This window comes from Pseudomonas sp. RL_15y_Pfl2_60, from assembly GCF_963970595.1.
Classification (GTDB): Bacteria; Pseudomonadota; Gammaproteobacteria; order Pseudomonadales; family Pseudomonadaceae; genus Aquipseudomonas.
The window spans coordinates 629,680-644,976 of the sequence record NZ_CAXAOE010000001.1; the positions used below are offsets into that span (position 1 = coordinate 629,680).

Below are 15,297 nucleotides of genomic sequence, written 5' to 3' on the forward strand. Positions count from 1 at the left end.
ATTACCATGCCTCGCCCACCTGCACGCCCCGCTGCTAAAAAGCCGGCCACTAAAAAACCAGCCGCCGAAAAAGCTGATCAAGCCAAGGGGCAACTGCATCCGCGTAACCGTCATCAAGGGCGCTATGATTTTCCGGCCCTGATCCAGGCCAGCCCGGAGCTTGCCGCCTTCGTGATCATTAACCCGTACGGCAAGGAAAGTATCGACTTCGCCAATCCCGAGGCGGTGAAGGTGTTTAACCGTGCCTTGCTCAAGCAGTTCTATGGCGTCCAGCACTGGGATATTCCAGCCGATTATCTGTGCCCGCCTATTCCGGGGCGCGCTGATTACCTGCATTACCTGGCTGACTTGCTGGGCAAAAACAACGCCGGAGAAATACCGCGTGGCGCGCACGTCAAAGCGCTGGATATCGGTGTAGGCGCCAACTGTATTTATCCGTTGCTCGGCCACTGCGAATACAACTGGCAATTTGTCGGTTCAGACATCGCCAGCAATGCAATCGACTCGGCACGCGCCATCATCAACGCAAATCCCGGCCTCGACGCGGCCATTGAGTTGCGCCTGCAAACAGACAGCAGCCATATTCTGGACGGTCTGATCAGCAGCGATGATCGCTTCGATCTCACCCTGTGCAATCCACCCTTCCACGCCTCGGCGGACGAAGCAACACGCGGCAGCACCCGCAAATGGCGCAACCTGGGCAAACTCGATCCCAAGCGCAAATTACCGGTACTGAATTTTGGTGGCCAAGCTGCAGAGTTGTGGTGCAAAGGGGGCGAGGCTGCATTTGTCGCGCGCCTGATCAACGAAAGCGTCAACCATGGGCAACAGGTGCTGTGGTTTAGCACGCTGATCTCCAAGGCAGGCAATCTTGGCGGGGTTTACAGCGCACTCAACAAGATTGGCGCGCAAGAAGTCCGTACAGTGGAAATGGCTCAAGGCCAGAAACAAAGCCGGTTTGTTGCCTGGACATTTTTGAGCAAGGAACAGCAAGCCCATTGGGTCAAAAGCCGCTGGCACTGAAATAAGCGCCGAGGCGACGTTTTAACAGCGGCTACAGCTCTCGTGACATCAGCCATTGCTCTTTGCCCCAGCCTTCGAAACGCTCCAGCACATTCCAGCCGCGTTTGGCGTAGTAATCGCTTTTGTCGTGGGTATGCAAATACAGGGTTGTGATTCCTGAGTCTCGCGCATGGTTGCAGATACCCTCAATCAAGCGCCCAGCCAGGCCTTGACCCCGAGCCTCGGGCGCAACCAATACACAAGCAAGCCAGGGGCCAAGGTCAGGACGGCTGGATAAATCATCCTGGGCGAGCGCCGCACCACCAAGCAATTGATCGCCATCGGTGACAATCAGGGACTTCCAACTGCCATCGGCCTGCCCCGCCGCAAACTCCTGCTGCCACTGAGCGAGACTTTGCCCAACGTACTCATAGCTGAACTGTTGATACAGACGCTCGGCCAAGGTGTCGCAGTGATGCATCTGATTTTCCAGCCAATCCATTCGCAGCATAAAAACCCTGTTGTGTGTACGGAGCATGTAGTCCCGACTGACAACCAGCCGAGTTTGGCGCTGCAATGTTAAATGCGTGCTTTAGCGAAGTTGCATCAAACTACAGGTCACCAGTCATGGTGACCACCTCATAAATACCGGCAATCAGCAACTGGATGCCTATCACCGCCAGTATCAACCCCATTAATTGAGTAATGATCTTTAAGCCGTTGCCGCCGATGATCGCCACCACACGCGCACTAAAAATAAAGCAAAAAAACGTGATCAGCCCGAGCAGTGCATACATTGAGATCGCCATGATCGCCCCCATGGAACCTTCGGAGGCCGAATAATTCATCGCGGTTGCAATAGTACCCGGCCCCACCAGAATAGGAACGGCAATGGGGCTTACTGCAATATCCGTATCTCCGTCATCTTCGGAATGAGAGGTCGAGTTATACCCCTGCAGCATTTGATAACCGATGATAAAAACCAAGATGCCGCCAGTAATACGCAAGGCTGGCAACGTAATACCTAGCAGGTGAAACAGCGTTTTACCCAGCAATGAAAAAAACACCACGACACCAAAAGCAATCAGCGTGGATTTAACCGCAATCCGGTAACGCTCAGCGTTGTCTACTTTACGGGTTAAGCCAGCAAACACCGCCGTATTGGGGATCGGGTTAGTGATCGCAAAAAAACCGAGAAAAATCGTAATAAGCCGACCGTACATATCCATTTCCATGCCCATAGCATTGCTCCTTTAAGGCGGTTGCGAAGTCGCCATGTCTCTTTGGCGGACTCCAGTCCCTGCTGATGTTGAAAGCGACAAACCGGTCAAATCCCCCGCTTGCTTCCTTGTTTCTAGCCGCTACGAGAATGGCTATCGCCCATATTACAATCGCACTTCTTACGCAGTTGTCAGCAAATACCGGCACACCATCCAAAAGTTAGGGCTGGCGAGCAACTCATCTGGGTGACGAGCTCTTCGCCAGAGCACTAAACCTGTCTTCGTATCAACGAATCGGAATTGGGGAATCATCCTCGACCCAAAATCTATTTTTCGGGTCTTTTTGCTATTGCCCGCCTATTGGGTATCAGTGAAGTTCGCCTGTTTGGCTGCCTAGCTTGCAGCTTGAGCTTATTAAATTAATCAGCCACTCGGCGAGCAGCTTACTGACCGGTAAACTGTCCGAGTTGATCAATTAGTTAAACAGTCGTCGACAGTAGGACTAGCGTTAAGATAGCCAGATGACGCAGCACAATACCGCTGCACAACCCTCCTGCCGCCAGTGGAGCCCGCATGATCGAAGTAACCGAAGCATCCATTGCCGAGTTGCGAGCCGCGCTCGAATCCGGCCAAACCACCGCTGTTGAGCTTGTACAAGCCTACCTTGAGCGCATTGAAGCCTACGACGGCACAAACACACCAACTGCGCTCAATGCGGTGGTGGTGCGCAACCCTGATGCGCTGAAAGAAGCCCAGGCTTCGGATGAGCGCCGCGCCCGTGGCGAAACCCTCGGCCCGCTCGACGGCATCCCTTATACCGCCAAGGACAGCTACCTGGTTAAAGGCCTCACTGCCGCCTCTGGCAGCCCGGCGTTCAAGGACCTGGTTGCCTATCGCGACGCCTTCACCGTGGAGCGCCTGCGCGCTGCCGGGGCTATTTGCCTGGGCAAGACCAATATGCCGCCCATGGCCAACGGCGGCATGCAGCGCGGTGTCTATGGTCGTGCGGAAAGCCCCTATAATGGTGAATACCTAACCGCACCCTTCGCCTCTGGCTCATCCAATGGCGCGGGCACGGCCACGGCCGCCAGCTTCGCAGCCTTTGGTCTTGCCGAGGAAACCTGGTCCAGCGGTCGCGGCCCTGCATCCAATAATGGTTTATGCGCCTATACGCCGTCGCGTGGGGTCATCTCGGTACGTGGCAACTGGCCGCTAACGCCCACCATGGATGTGGTCGTGCCCTACGCGCGAACCATGGCCGACCTGCTTGAAGTGCTGGATATCATCGTCGCCGATGACCCCGAAACACGCGGTGATCTGTGGCGGATGCAACCTTGGGTACCAATCCCTGCCGCCTCCTCGGTGCGGCCTGTCGCCTACCCCAGCCTCGCTTCCAATCCCGCTGCGCTAGCCGGTAAGCGTTTCGGTGTGCCGCGCATGTATATCAACGCCGACCCCGACGCCGGCACCTCGGAGAAACCGGGAATTGGCGGGCCTACCGGCCAGAAAATCATCACCCGCGACTCGATGATCGCGCTCTGGGAGCAAGCCCGACAAACCCTTGAAGCCGCTGGCGCTGAAGTGATCGAAGTCGATTTCCCGATGATCTCCAACTGCGAAGGTGATCGCCCGGGCACGCCCACGGTATTCACCCGCGCCTTGATACCCAAGAACTACATGCATCATGAATTGTGGGAGCTCTCGGCCTGGGCTTTCGATGACTTTCTGCAAGCCAACGGCGATCCCAAGCTGAACCGCTTGGCCGATGTCGATGGCCCGCAAATCTTCCCGCACGACCCTGGCACCCTGCCAAACCGGGAAGACGACCTGGCCGCGGGCATGGATGAATACGTGCGCATGGCCAAGAACGGCATTATCCCCTGGGATCAGATCACCACCCTGCCAGACGGCTTGCGTGCGCTTGAGCAGATTCGCAGCACCGATCTTGAGCAATGGATGGATCAACTCGGCCTTGATGCGGTGATTTTCCCAACAGTGGCCGATATTGGCCCGGCGGATGCGGATGTGAATATCAAGTCTGCGGACATCGCCTGGAGCAACGGTGTCTGGGTCGCCAACGGTAACCTCGCCATTCGCCACCTGGGCGTGCCGACAGTTACGGTACCAATGGGCGTGCTGGCCGACATCGGCATGCCTGCAGGACTAACCTTTGCCGGTCGCGCTTATGATGATTCTGCGCTGCTGAGCTTGGCTTCTGCATACGAAGCCACCGGCTCGAAACGCTTGATCCCACCGCGCACGCCACCGCTGAAACAGCGCTGATACGCCACAGCCATCAAGGGTCGAAACAGGCCCTTGATGTGCCATCGGCCCTTAGCTACTTGTGCTAATGCAAAGATGCAGAACCCGCTAGAGCGCGCAGCATTACCCATATAAGATCAAGGCAATAGCTATTGATGCGTCAAGGGTATTGCCATGCGGATTGATCTACGCCATCTACGCGCCTTCGAGGCAGTTGCCGAAGAGCTTCACTTTCGCCGGGCGGCCGAGCGCCTGAGTTTGGCGCAGCCCGCACTGAGCAGGACTATCCAGCAACTGGAGGAAAGCGTAGGTGAAGTGCTGTTGTTACGGAGCAACCGACGGGTTGAGCTGACCGAGGCCGGACGGGTGTTTCTCGCGGGCAGCCGGACGATATTCGAACAGCTGGAAAACGCCGTACAGCAAGCGCGCAAGGCCGGCGCAGGACAAATTGGCCAGCTGCGCATCGGTTACACCGACTTTGCGGTATCGGGCCAACTGCCCTCCATACTCGAAGGCTTTCATCGTTGCTACCCCGAGATCAGGGCTGAGTTGATATTTGGCTCGACTCAGCAGCAACTGGAAATGCTTAACGAAGGTTCAATCGAATTTGCTTTTGTGACCGGTCCACTGCTGGAGCCGAACATGGACTGCATTGAGATCCAGCGTGACCGCTTTGTCGCCGCCTTATCCCATCTTCACCCACTCGCCAGCCGCTCAGAACTCACACTTGCCGAGTTGGCCAAGGAACCATTTGTATTAGGCAGCATGAGCCACTGGGCCTACTTCCGCCGTCACCTTGACGCACTGTGCCTGAGCGCAAACTTTTTGCCTGAAGTGGCTCAAGAGGCATTCAACAGCGAGGGCATCTTTGGTTTTGTCGCAGCCAATATCGGCGTAACCATTCACCTTGAGAGCTCAGCCAATTACAGCCGCAAAGGTGTGGTGGTGGTGCCGCTCAAGGACGTTGATACCCGCCTATGTACACTGGCCGCTTGGTTAAAGACCGGCATAACGCCGGTTCAACAGAAGTTTATCGAGTTTCTCAGGCAATACCCTTCCCCAAGCAATTGAGTTGCACCAGTTGCGCTAGATTGCACAGGCCACAGGCGCATCAGTGGCTGACGCGGATTCAAGCTGCGCCAACGCACAGGCCAAGGCATCAAAGCGTTGGCCCTTGATGCCGATGCACACCAATTGATTGGCAGCCGGGTCACGCCGCGCGGGGAGCCAGCGGGGCACGCCACCACTCAACTGAAAAACTTGGGGTTGCCGCAGGTCTTTCCGCGCCAATATGCCTTTGGCGCGCAGCACGACATCGCCGTAATCGCGCAATAACTGTTCCAGTCGCTGAGCATCAATTGCCGAACGATAGCTCAGGCTTACCGAGCCCCAGGCTGATCCCGTGTGCCTAAGTACAGGCGTAAGTGCAGGCGCTTGTCGCAGGCTGCCAGCCTCACAAGAATTGCCAGTAGCATTGAGCATGGCGGCGGGGTTGATCGATTTGAGTATCTCTAGCGCCTGGGCAGGCGCTGGCGGCAAGCGATTGACCAATACCTGGCTGGCCCCAGCAATTTGCGAACGCCATACATCTGCGGTATAGCGATCGGCCGCATGCTTGTTGATCTGGCTGCCATCCACCAGGCAAATCACCGAAGCCAGTTGCAGCTGGCGTGAGGTACGGGCGATATCAGCAATGCGTGCCGGTTCGGCCACCCCGCTGGCCTCAATATAGATGGCTGCAGGTCGCGGTTCCATGCGCATGGCCTGGGCCAGTTGCTCAGCCAGGGTTCCGCCAAGCGTGCAGCAGATGCAGCCGTTGCCCAGGCTCAGGATCTGCTCGTCACGGTATTCAATAAGCTCGGCGTCAATATTGATATCACCAAAGTCATTCACCACGATCAGGCTGTCGCGGGGCAAACCATTGCGAATCAATTGATTCAGGTAGGTAGTCTTGCCCGCGCCCAGAAAACCGGTGATCAGGGTAAAGGGAACCGGCTCAGGTGTCGGCATTGACCTGTCCTCCAAGAATCGTCGCCAGCACAGCGATATGACGCAGTTGCGCAGGCTCGACGCTGAGCGGGTCCTGATCAAGTACCACCATGTCGGCGAACTTACCCACTTCAAGGCTGCCAACCTGATGATCGAGCTTCAGTGTATAGGCCGCGCCGAGGGTGATCATTTCAAGCGCCTCGCCAACGGTAACGCGCTCGTGCTCGCCGAGCACCTCACCGGACGCGCTTTCACGCATGACTGCGCACCAGGCGGTAAACAGTGGTCCCAAAGGTGTCACCGGGGCATCGCTGTGCACCGCCGTTGGAATCCCCAAGCGCCGCGCTGACGCCAACGGTTCAAGCCTGCGACTGCGCTCAAAACCCAGTGTTCGACGACGGTGTATATCCCCCCAATAATAGAGGTGATTTGCAAACATATTCAGGCACAGACCGAGCTTGGCGGTACGTCGCAACTGAGCGTGATCGATAACCTGGCAGTGTTGCAATGTATGCCGGTGATCCGCGCGAGGCCACATATCCAGCGCGTCCTCAACCGCATCCAGCATCAACTCAACCGCTTCATCGCCGTTGGTGTGGATGTGCAATTGCAGGCCAGCTTGGTGGTAAACCTGAACCATGTTGCGCAGTGCTTCGGGCGGCGCATTCCAAATGCCATTGGGATGACCATCGTGGTAATAGGGCCACTTCATTCGCGCCGTATAGCCCTGGATCGAGCCATCGGTCATCATCTTGACCAGGCCAAAATGCAACTTGTCGCTGTTCAACTCCATGCAGCGCTGTAATCGCTCAACCCCTTGCTCCGGGGTCCAGGCCAGTGCGCTCATTGCCGGCACCAGGCGAACCGGAAAATCCTCTGCGGCGGTCACTTGCTGCAAGGCAGCAATACCGTCATCAGTCAGCGGGTTGTAAAGATCGGTGATGGTGGTGACCCCGGCATTGCGCGCGACTTTGCCATAGCGCTGCAAGGTGCTGGGAGCAGATACCGCCTCAAACAGGTTGAGCCCGAGGGTTTCAAAAACGGCATGCATGGCCGCCATTTCCTGCAACTCGCCGTTGGGCCGGCCAGCAGCGTCAAGCATGATGCCTTCAATGCCCGGGTGTTGATCAAGGTTGGACAGCTCAAGCATCTGGGTGTTGACCGTCATCACATGCAAGCTCGCATGCATGACGATTACCGGACGATCGCTCACCGCCGCATCCAGAGCCAATCGATCAAGTCGCTCGCCCTCGAAATAAACCGGATCAAAACCCCAGGCAACCAGTGGCTCGCCAGCAGAAAGCTGCGCGGCGCCCTCACGCAGGCGTTGCTGCATGACTGCAATGCTGTTGGCGCCAGGCCAGTTCACCGCATCCGGATCAACCCGGTCAAAATAGCCGAGATACAGGTAACGCCACATCGCCCCTTCCAGGGCGTGGCTGTGCCCCTCAACAAAGCCCGGCAAGATGATATTGTCCGCAAAGCGTTGATCAAGCCTGTATTCGCCCAGCTCAGCCATGATTGCCAATGGGCCAACACTCAATACGCGACCATCGCGCACCGCGATATGAGTGGCCTCGGGCTGCGATGGATTCATCGTCAAAATACGCTTGGCGGCATAGACGGTAATGCTCATGAGCAGGACTCCTTGGCCTGTAGATTGGGGATGGTTGAGGGGCGCATCATCAGCAACGGAATCGCCGCGAGGAAGATAAGCGCGGTGCCGCCAAAGACCAGAAAGTAGGTCCAGCCGCCCAGCGAAGGCACCAGCGGTGCAAAGAAGAACAGGATGTGAAAGTTGGTGACGATAATGGCCAGGTTGAAAAAGGCCAGTTCCTTGGGCACCGAAGTGCTGAAGTCAGCATCCATCATCCTCAGGAGCAACAAGCCAGTACCGGTCGAACCACAACAGCAGCCAAACGCGGTGAGCGCACGCTCCCTGCCCAAGGTTCCACTCAACCGACCGAGCAGCAGGCAGCCAATCAAGGTAGCGATAGTCACCGCCAGGGTCACCAGCATGATTGGCGTCAGCAGGTCGTACAGCACCGTGAACTGGATGCTCATCAAGGTGCCAACCACCATGAAATCTACCGATGAGCCGGTGATGCGCTTGAGGCTTTCGTCATCTACCCGATGAGACAAGCCAAGGCGATCAATGCAAAAACGCATCAGCACGCAAACCGCCAAGCCATGGACAAAGAACATATTGAAACTGAACAACACCGATAGATTGATACCGCCCAGCGTCAGCCCGGCCACTTGCGCCTGGATAAAGTTCAGCCACAGATATGTAATCAGGTAGGCGATGCCAAGCAAGCCGAGGTGATAGCCCAAGGAGTCGAGATTGGCCGGGTGCGAAACCATGGTTCCGCTACTCGGCGCACCTTCAGTGCGATAGAAGCCCGACTTGAAATCCTCGCCAATATTCGAGGCTTTATTGGCATTAAGGCCACCGCGAATAAACCTCTTCGCCACTGGCACCCCAATGACAAAGGCCACCAAAAAACCCAGCGATGCGTAGATCATGCCGACTTGGGCGGCATTCTCAACGCCATACTGGCTTTCCCAGATACCGCCATAAGTCAGGGCCTGGCCCGGGCCTTGGGTAAAGCCGTGGGTCACAATCGCCCCCAACCATGCACTGATATCAGAACCGGTTGCGGCGTCGTAGGCGACTATCACCAAATAACCGATCACCCCTTGCAGGCCGAGGCTGATGGTCCAGATAAAGGTCAGCCAAAGCCCGCCGCGGACCACGCTGCCCCCGGAGAGCGAGGCATTCTTGCTCTTGCCGGTCAGGCACAGGGACATAAAGCTGAGGGTGAAAAAGTGAAAGGTCAGCGCTTGGAAATCACCGGCCTCAAATCCGGGAATCAATCCCAAAGACAGCAAGATGAAGCCAAGCATGCCACCAATGATGCTTGCTGGCGCCAATGAGCTGCGAAACAAGCCGATCCGATTACGCAAGACACTGCCCAGCAACAACATGCTGGCGAGCAAGGCGAAAGCCATTACGCCGTGGAATGTACTTTCCATTATCAGTCCTCTACTACATATGCTTATTTTTGGAATGGCAGATAGACGTTGTTGCGATGTTTTTGTGAGGTTTGCCCCACTTGTTGTTCTGGTGCAGCGGTTGGCCACGGCTTCTTACCGAGCGTTGCGCCACGACAGCTACCCAAACTTAGAACGCAGGTGATGATTTGTATAATATCAATTAGGTATTCATTGATACCTTTCAAGCATCAAAAAGCGATGCACCCTGCGCTGCAGAATCCGTATCCAAAGGCGTGTGCAGCCAGCAGTCGCTTATAACGAGCCATCTGCTTTACTTCACAGGTGAACGACTCGCCACCTGCCGTTGGCATGCCCTTGGTTCAATGCTTTACAGGAGAGAGACATGAAGTGGAGCAAATACATCCTCGCATTCAGCTTGGCATTGGTTTGCAGCACAGGATTTGCTGAGCAAAAAGCATCCGCCGTGGTCGTCACCGGTAATGACTGGCTAAGTTCTTCAAGCAGTGAACGCCACGCCTTTATGATCGGTGTAACCAACATGCTCATCGCTGAAGCGGCTTACGCCAAAAAACATGGCCTTGAGGCGCCGCCCATGGGGGCCCAGATCGCCAACGGCGTCACTGGCCTGAAGCTGCCAGATATCGAGGCGCGCATCACCAACTGGTACCAAGCCAATCCAACTCAGCAGAGCGTGCCGGTAATGGGTGTGCTTTGGCAGGCAGTGGTCAAGGCTAAACACTGAGCCAATCAAGGAGCGAAGCAGATGAAGCGAATTTATTCGGTAACCGCAGCGCTGATATGCGCGACCTTCATTCTATCGGCATGCGCCACCGTGGCTGGCGGCATGATAGGCGGCGGTGTCGGCCGCATGGCGGGCGATGAAGATGCTGGACGCATGATCGGTGCAGGGATCGGCATGATGATCGACATCTCGGACTGACAGGTCGAACCGCTGTAGCACTTGGCGCTACAGCGGTATTTAGCTAGACAGCAAAGCACTTGTCCAAGGTGCTGTAGCCCATGCCGACGCCCTTATGCACTTTCAACTGCACCGGAATGCGCTCCTTGAGCGCCTCGACGTGGCTGATAACACCAATCATCTTGCCGCTGGCATTGAGGCTGTCCAACGCATCAAGCGCGACTTCCAGGGTTTCGCCGTCAAGGGTGCCAAAGCCTTCATCGAGAAACAACGAGTCAATGCTGGTCTTGTGACTGACCAGATCCGACAGCGCCAAGGCCAGCGCCAGGCTGACCAGAAAGCTCTCGCCGCCGGATAAGGTCTTGGTGTCACGCGCGACATCGGCCTGCCAGGTATCAATCACCTCAAGCTCCAACTCGCCCTGGCTTTTACGCCCCAGCTGGTAACGCCCGTGCAAGCGTTCAAGCTGCTGGTTGGCCAAATAGACCAGGTGATCAAGCGTCAGGCCCTGGGCAAACTTGCGGAACTTGGCGCCGTCTGCCGAGCCAATCAGGCTGTTGAGTTGCTGCCACAAGTCAAAATCGGCTTGCTGCGCACTGATCTGTGCAAACAGCTCTTGCTGGCTTTCACAGCGAGCATCGTCGCCTTGGAGCTGGGCACGAATCTCGCCCCGACGCTCGGTCAAGGTCTTGAGCTCGCCGTTGACTGCTTGCAGATCAAGCAACAACTGCTCATCACCCAGTTCGTTATACACGGCTGCTTGCTCAGCGCTCTGCAGTGCGCTTAGACGCTGCTCACAATCCTGCTCAAGCGCTTGCGCTGCAGTAATGTCGTGGGTCAGGCGCTGTAATAACTCGCGCAACCCTTGACGCTGTTCATCATCAAGCACAGCAGCTAGAAATTCAGTTTCGTCAGCAAAGGGGCTGGCCGCCAGCGCCGCCTGCCAGGCCTTCGCCTGCTGCCGTTGCTCGTGCTGCTCGTCCTCGATTCGCTTGAGCACGGTTTGCAGCTGGCCCCGTAGCTGATCACGCTGTTGCTGGGCGGGTTGCCAAGCATTGTGCAAGCTGTGCAACTGTTCTTGCGGTTGAGCAACAGGAGACAATTCTGCACGATCATCCTCGCCTTGCTCGGCCCAGCGTTGTTGCCAGGTCTGCGCCTGCTCCAACGCCTGCTGCACCAGATGCTGCTGCTCATTGATCTGGCCAATAAGCTGCTGGCTCAGCTCTTGATCAGCACGCCAATCCTGCCAGGCCTGTTGTTGTTCTTGCAGCCAGCGCTGTGGATCATCAGGCAAGCTGAAACCTAATGCTTGCAGGCTACTGCGCAGACCGGACAGACGCTTTGTCTGGTCGGATTCGAGCTTTTGCAGTGCGCTAACGCTGTCTTGCTGACGTTGCTGCAGATGGCTTTGCTGGGTCAGCAACGCCTGAACCTGTGCGCTGCATTGATTGACCTCACGCTCCGCCTGCATATGTCGCTGAGCACTTTGCTGCGCAGCTTGCTTGAGTTGGTCGAGCTGGACCAAGCGCTGCTGTTGCTGCATCACTTGCTGATTATTTAGCTGCTGCGCGGCAATCACTTCACTGGCGCCACCAAATGTCTGGCCGAGCAGTTCGCAGCCTTGCTGCCAACGCAAATCGGCATCGGCAATGGCTATTTCAGCCGCGCTGATTTGCGTTTGATTTTGCTCGATTTGCGCCTTGGTCACTTCCAGCCTGGCACTCAAGGCCTCACCTTGGCTGCGCACGGCATCTTGCTCAAGTTGCTTGGTCTGCAGCGCTTGCTCGGTTTCTGACAGATTCAGCGTCTGATACTCAGCGATCGCCGGATGGCTGAGCGAGCCGCATAACGGGCAAGCCTCGTCGGGCTGCAAGGCCGCTCGATAGTGTTCCAGCTGCTGGATACGCTGCTCTTGCTCAAGCAGCTTTTGCTTATCACTGATCTGTTGTTTGAGATCGACAAATTGGCTGCGCAGCGCATCACGCTGCCGGCTCAGTTCCGCCAGCTCTGCTTGCTGAGCAACGATCTGGTCTTGTGTCTGGCGGCGCTGCTCAACATGTTGCTGGCGCAGCGTGGCCAATGCTTCAAGCTGCTCAAGTTGTCGAGCTTGGTCGGCCAGTTGTTGCGATTGCTCGCGCAAGGCACCGTCTGTCTGCCCGGCCAAAAGGGTATCAAGTTGTTGTTGCGCCAGCCTGGCACCTTGCTCAGCCTCAGCCAGCGATGTTTGAGCAGTGCCTAGCGCTGCCTGATGCTGCGCCAGCTCGCCGCTTAGCTGGCTCAACTGCTGGCTAATCTGCAGTTGCTTGGATTGCTCTGCGCCCTGTTCTTGCTGGCCTTGATGCAGTGCGGCAAACTGCTGCTGCCAGGCATTGAGGTATTCACCTAACTGCGCACGCTGGGGCTGCGAGGCCAAACGCTGGGCAACTTGATCAGCACGCTGCTGCAAGCTGCTTAGTGACTGTTGTTGAATACCCAACAGTTGCTGACTCAATCCTTGCCCTTGCCAAGCCTGCTGACAGATCGAGTGCCGCACAGCAGTGTGCTCTTGGTCTAATTGCCGTGCCAGTTGCTGGCTGGCCTGCAGTCGCTGGCTGATCTGTTGCTGCGCCTGGTAAAGCGGCTGTAACTGGCTCGCAGGCTCGCTGGCGATGAGTCGCTGCAGCTGTGGCTGGGCATCGACCAGTGCCTGTTGCGCAACGCCAGCTTGCTGATTGGCACGCTGCAATTGCGCCTGCGCATTGTGCTTGGCTTCACGCCATTGCTGCTGCGCCTGTAACCCCTGTTGCTCAGCCATAAAGCGTTGCTCATCCAGGGTCAAGCGTGCAACCTCTTCGGCTAACGCTGCGCGCTGTTCCGAGCTGAGTAACTCAACCCCTTCAGCCCTGGCCCGCAGCTGATCCAACGCCACCTTAACTTCACGGGTTTGCTCGAACACGCGCTGTGAAATCTGCCCGTAGATATCGGTGCCCGTAAGTTCTTCAAGCAACTCCGCGCGCTGGTTGGCGTTGGCTTCAAGAAAAGCTGCAAAGCCGCCTTGGGCCAGCAACATGGATTTGGTAAACCGCTCAAAGTCGAGACCGGTCAGGCGCTCGGTCTCGCGCAGTTTTTCGTTGATCTTGTCGGTGACGATTTGCCCGCTGGCCATTTGCGCCAGCTCGACCTTCGGCGCCTGCAAGGCACCATCGGCTTTATCGCGGGCCCGGCGCTGGCTCCAGAATGCCCGGTAACCAACGCCCTTCACCTCAAACTCAACTTCAGCCAAGCACTCGGTGGCATGCCGGGTCATCAACTCATTACTGCTGGCAGACACCGTATTCATCCGCGGCGTGCGGTGATACAACGCCAAGCAGATAGCATCAAGCAAGGTGGTTTTACCCGCGCCAGTCGGCCCGGTAATCGCAAAAAGACCATTGTCCTTGAAAGGCTCAGCAGTGAAATCAACCTTCCACTCGCCCTTGAGTGAATTAAGATTCTTGAGGCGCAGGCTGAGGATTTTCATGCGAGGGTCACTGGCGGTGATGAACGGCTATTCTGGCATTTCCGCCGGATGTTTGCAGGGATTGGCCCCGGCTATTTGCTCATCGATAAGGCTGCGCCTTGGCACATGGTTGTGTAAGCCATGGTGGACACGCTTCGCGTTGTCGCACCCTACGAGCGACAAGCGATACCTTTCTAATCCCCTTGCAACTCTTCAAGCGTCTGTCGATATAGCGCAGACAATCTCACTTGCTCGGTCTTATCCAGTGTTTCGCTACTCAGGCGTTGGGCAAAGACTTGTTCCGGGCTGAGTTCATCGAGGGTTTCCTTGGACTCACTGAATAAGCTGGCAGTGGCCGCTCCGCGCTCACGACGGATGCGCAACACCTCAACCGGCAAGCCATCACAGAGTGCGGCAATTCGCGTTTGCAGGTCGCTCAGGTAATCATCGGTGCTGACCTGGATCTCCAGCCACACAGGGCGCTCGCTGGAGCCTTGCTTTGCCGCATCGATAATGGCTGCTTGCAGCTCCTTGAGCGATCCTCGCAGCGACAACAATGGCTGCACGCGAGGCACCGCCAGCGCCGTGACCTGCTGTAGGCCGTTGCCAGCAAGCTCGACCAGCAGGACTTCCTTTTGTTGCCTGGCTTCATCGAAGCTCAAGGCAATCGGTGAGCCGCAATAGCGAATATGCTCAAGCCCGGCGACCTTCTGTGGGCGGTGGATGTGCCCAAGGGCGATGTAGTCTGCCGCTGGAAACGCATTGGTTGGAAATGCCTCAAGCGCGCCCACGTAGATCTCACGCACCGACTCGCTGGCGCTGGCGCCGACCGTAGTCAAGTGGCCCGTGGCAATAATCGGTAAGTGACCGCCAAGCTCAGCCTGCCTGGCTTGAGCCAGATCAAACAACGCTTGGTAATGCGCGGCAATTGCCTGTTGCAGCGACAACTGCTTTTCAGCAGCGCTTTGCCCCGCCTGACTTTGCAGCACATCACGCGGGCGGATAAACGGAATGCCGCATAACAGTGCGCCGGGCGTGCCGTCGCGCTGGTTGAGCACCAGCAGTTGATCGGCGATATTTGTGCACACACCGGGAATGACCCGCGTATCGAGTTGCTCAAGCAGGGTTTTGCTTTCACCCAGCATCGCTACAGAGTCATGGTTACCACCCAGCACCACCAATTGGCAGCGGGCGCTGCGCAGCTCGACGATGAAGCGGTTGTATTGCTCGCGGGCGTAACTCGGCGGCGCACCGGTATCGAAGATGTCACCGGCGATGATTAGCGCATCGACCTGATGCTCCTGCACCTGCTCAATCAACCAGGAACAAAACTGCTGATGCTCAAACTGGCGGGTCTTGCCCATGAAGTGCTGGCCAAGGTGCCAGTCGGATGTGTGCAAAATACGCAT

12 protein-coding genes are annotated in these 15,297 nt (G+C 56.7%); 5 read left to right on the top strand and 7 right to left on the bottom strand.

Annotation, left to right across the window (positions count from 1 at the left end):
- Window positions 1–6 precede the first annotated feature (6 nt).
- Window positions 7–1,023 (top strand): 23S rRNA (adenine(1618)-N(6))-methyltransferase RlmF, encoded by a 1,017-nt coding sequence (gene rlmF, locus AACY26_RS03000; RefSeq protein WP_445261261.1) that lies wholly within the window; start codon window positions 7–9, stop codon window positions 1,021–1,023.
- Window positions 1,024–1,054: 31 nt separating this feature from the next.
- Here rlmF and AACY26_RS03005 read toward each other — a convergent pair whose 3' ends face one another.
- Window positions 1,055–1,513: a GNAT family N-acetyltransferase gene (locus tag AACY26_RS03005; protein ID WP_339510823.1), complete on the bottom strand. Its 459-nt coding sequence runs from the start codon at window positions 1,511–1,513 to the stop codon at window positions 1,055–1,057.
- Between the two features lie 100 nt (window positions 1,514–1,613).
- On the bottom strand, window positions 1,614–2,243 hold the full coding sequence (locus tag AACY26_RS03010; protein WP_339510825.1) for a MarC family protein: 630 nt from the start codon (window positions 2,241–2,243) through the stop codon (window positions 1,614–1,616).
- A gap of 552 nt (window positions 2,244–2,795) precedes the next feature.
- On the opposite strand from AACY26_RS03010, the gene AACY26_RS03015 reads away from it, so the two are divergent.
- Both AACY26_RS03015 and AACY26_RS03020 read left to right on the top strand, forming a co-directional pair.
- Window positions 2,796–4,505 carry an amidase gene (locus AACY26_RS03015; protein WP_339510827.1) on the top strand — a complete coding sequence of 570 codons (1,710 nt, stop codon included), beginning with the start codon at window positions 2,796–2,798 and terminating at the stop codon, window positions 4,503–4,505.
- Window positions 4,506–4,658: 153 nt separating this feature from the next.
- On the top strand, window positions 4,659–5,555 hold the full coding sequence (locus tag AACY26_RS03020; RefSeq protein ID WP_339510829.1) for a LysR family transcriptional regulator: 897 nt from the start codon (window positions 4,659–4,661) through the stop codon (window positions 5,553–5,555).
- Window positions 5,556–5,570: 15 nt separating this feature from the next.
- On the opposite strand, the gene AACY26_RS03025 is transcribed toward AACY26_RS03020, so the two are convergent.
- From AACY26_RS03025 to AACY26_RS03035, 3 genes are read right to left on the bottom strand one after another with little or no spacing between them, the layout of a single operon-like run.
- Complete coding sequence (locus tag AACY26_RS03025) at window positions 5,571–6,494, bottom strand: CobW family GTP-binding protein (protein ID WP_339510831.1); 924 nt, start codon at window positions 6,492–6,494, stop codon at window positions 5,571–5,573.
- Entirely contained in the window at window positions 6,481–8,109 is a 1,629-nt protein-coding gene (locus tag AACY26_RS03030) for an amidohydrolase (RefSeq protein ID WP_339510833.1), read from the bottom strand. The genes AACY26_RS03025 and AACY26_RS03030 overlap by 14 nt, the downstream gene beginning before the upstream one ends.
- On the bottom strand, window positions 8,106–9,509 hold the full coding sequence (locus tag AACY26_RS03035) for a sodium/glutamate symporter (protein WP_339510835.1): 1,404 nt from the start codon (window positions 9,507–9,509) through the stop codon (window positions 8,106–8,108). The genes AACY26_RS03030 and AACY26_RS03035 overlap by 4 nt, the downstream gene beginning before the upstream one ends.
- 364 nt (window positions 9,510–9,873) lie before the next feature.
- On the opposite strand from AACY26_RS03035, the gene AACY26_RS03040 reads away from it, so the two are divergent.
- Window positions 9,874–10,233 (top strand): hypothetical protein, encoded by a 360-nt coding sequence (locus AACY26_RS03040; protein WP_339510837.1) that lies wholly within the window; start codon window positions 9,874–9,876, stop codon window positions 10,231–10,233.
- Between the two features lie 21 nt (window positions 10,234–10,254).
- A complete protein-coding gene (locus AACY26_RS03045; protein WP_157998235.1) occupies window positions 10,255–10,431 on the top strand; it encodes a hypothetical protein in 177 nt (58 codons plus the stop codon).
- 43 nt (window positions 10,432–10,474) lie between these two features.
- Here AACY26_RS03045 and AACY26_RS03050 read toward each other — a convergent pair whose 3' ends face one another.
- A complete protein-coding gene (locus AACY26_RS03050) occupies window positions 10,475–13,909 on the bottom strand; it encodes an SbcC/MukB-like Walker B domain-containing protein (protein WP_339510840.1) in 3,435 nt (1,144 codons plus the stop codon).
- A gap of 173 nt (window positions 13,910–14,082) precedes the next feature.
- Window positions 14,083–15,297 (bottom strand): exonuclease subunit SbcD, encoded by a 1,215-nt coding sequence (gene sbcD / locus AACY26_RS03055; protein WP_339510842.1) that lies wholly within the window; start codon window positions 15,295–15,297, stop codon window positions 14,083–14,085.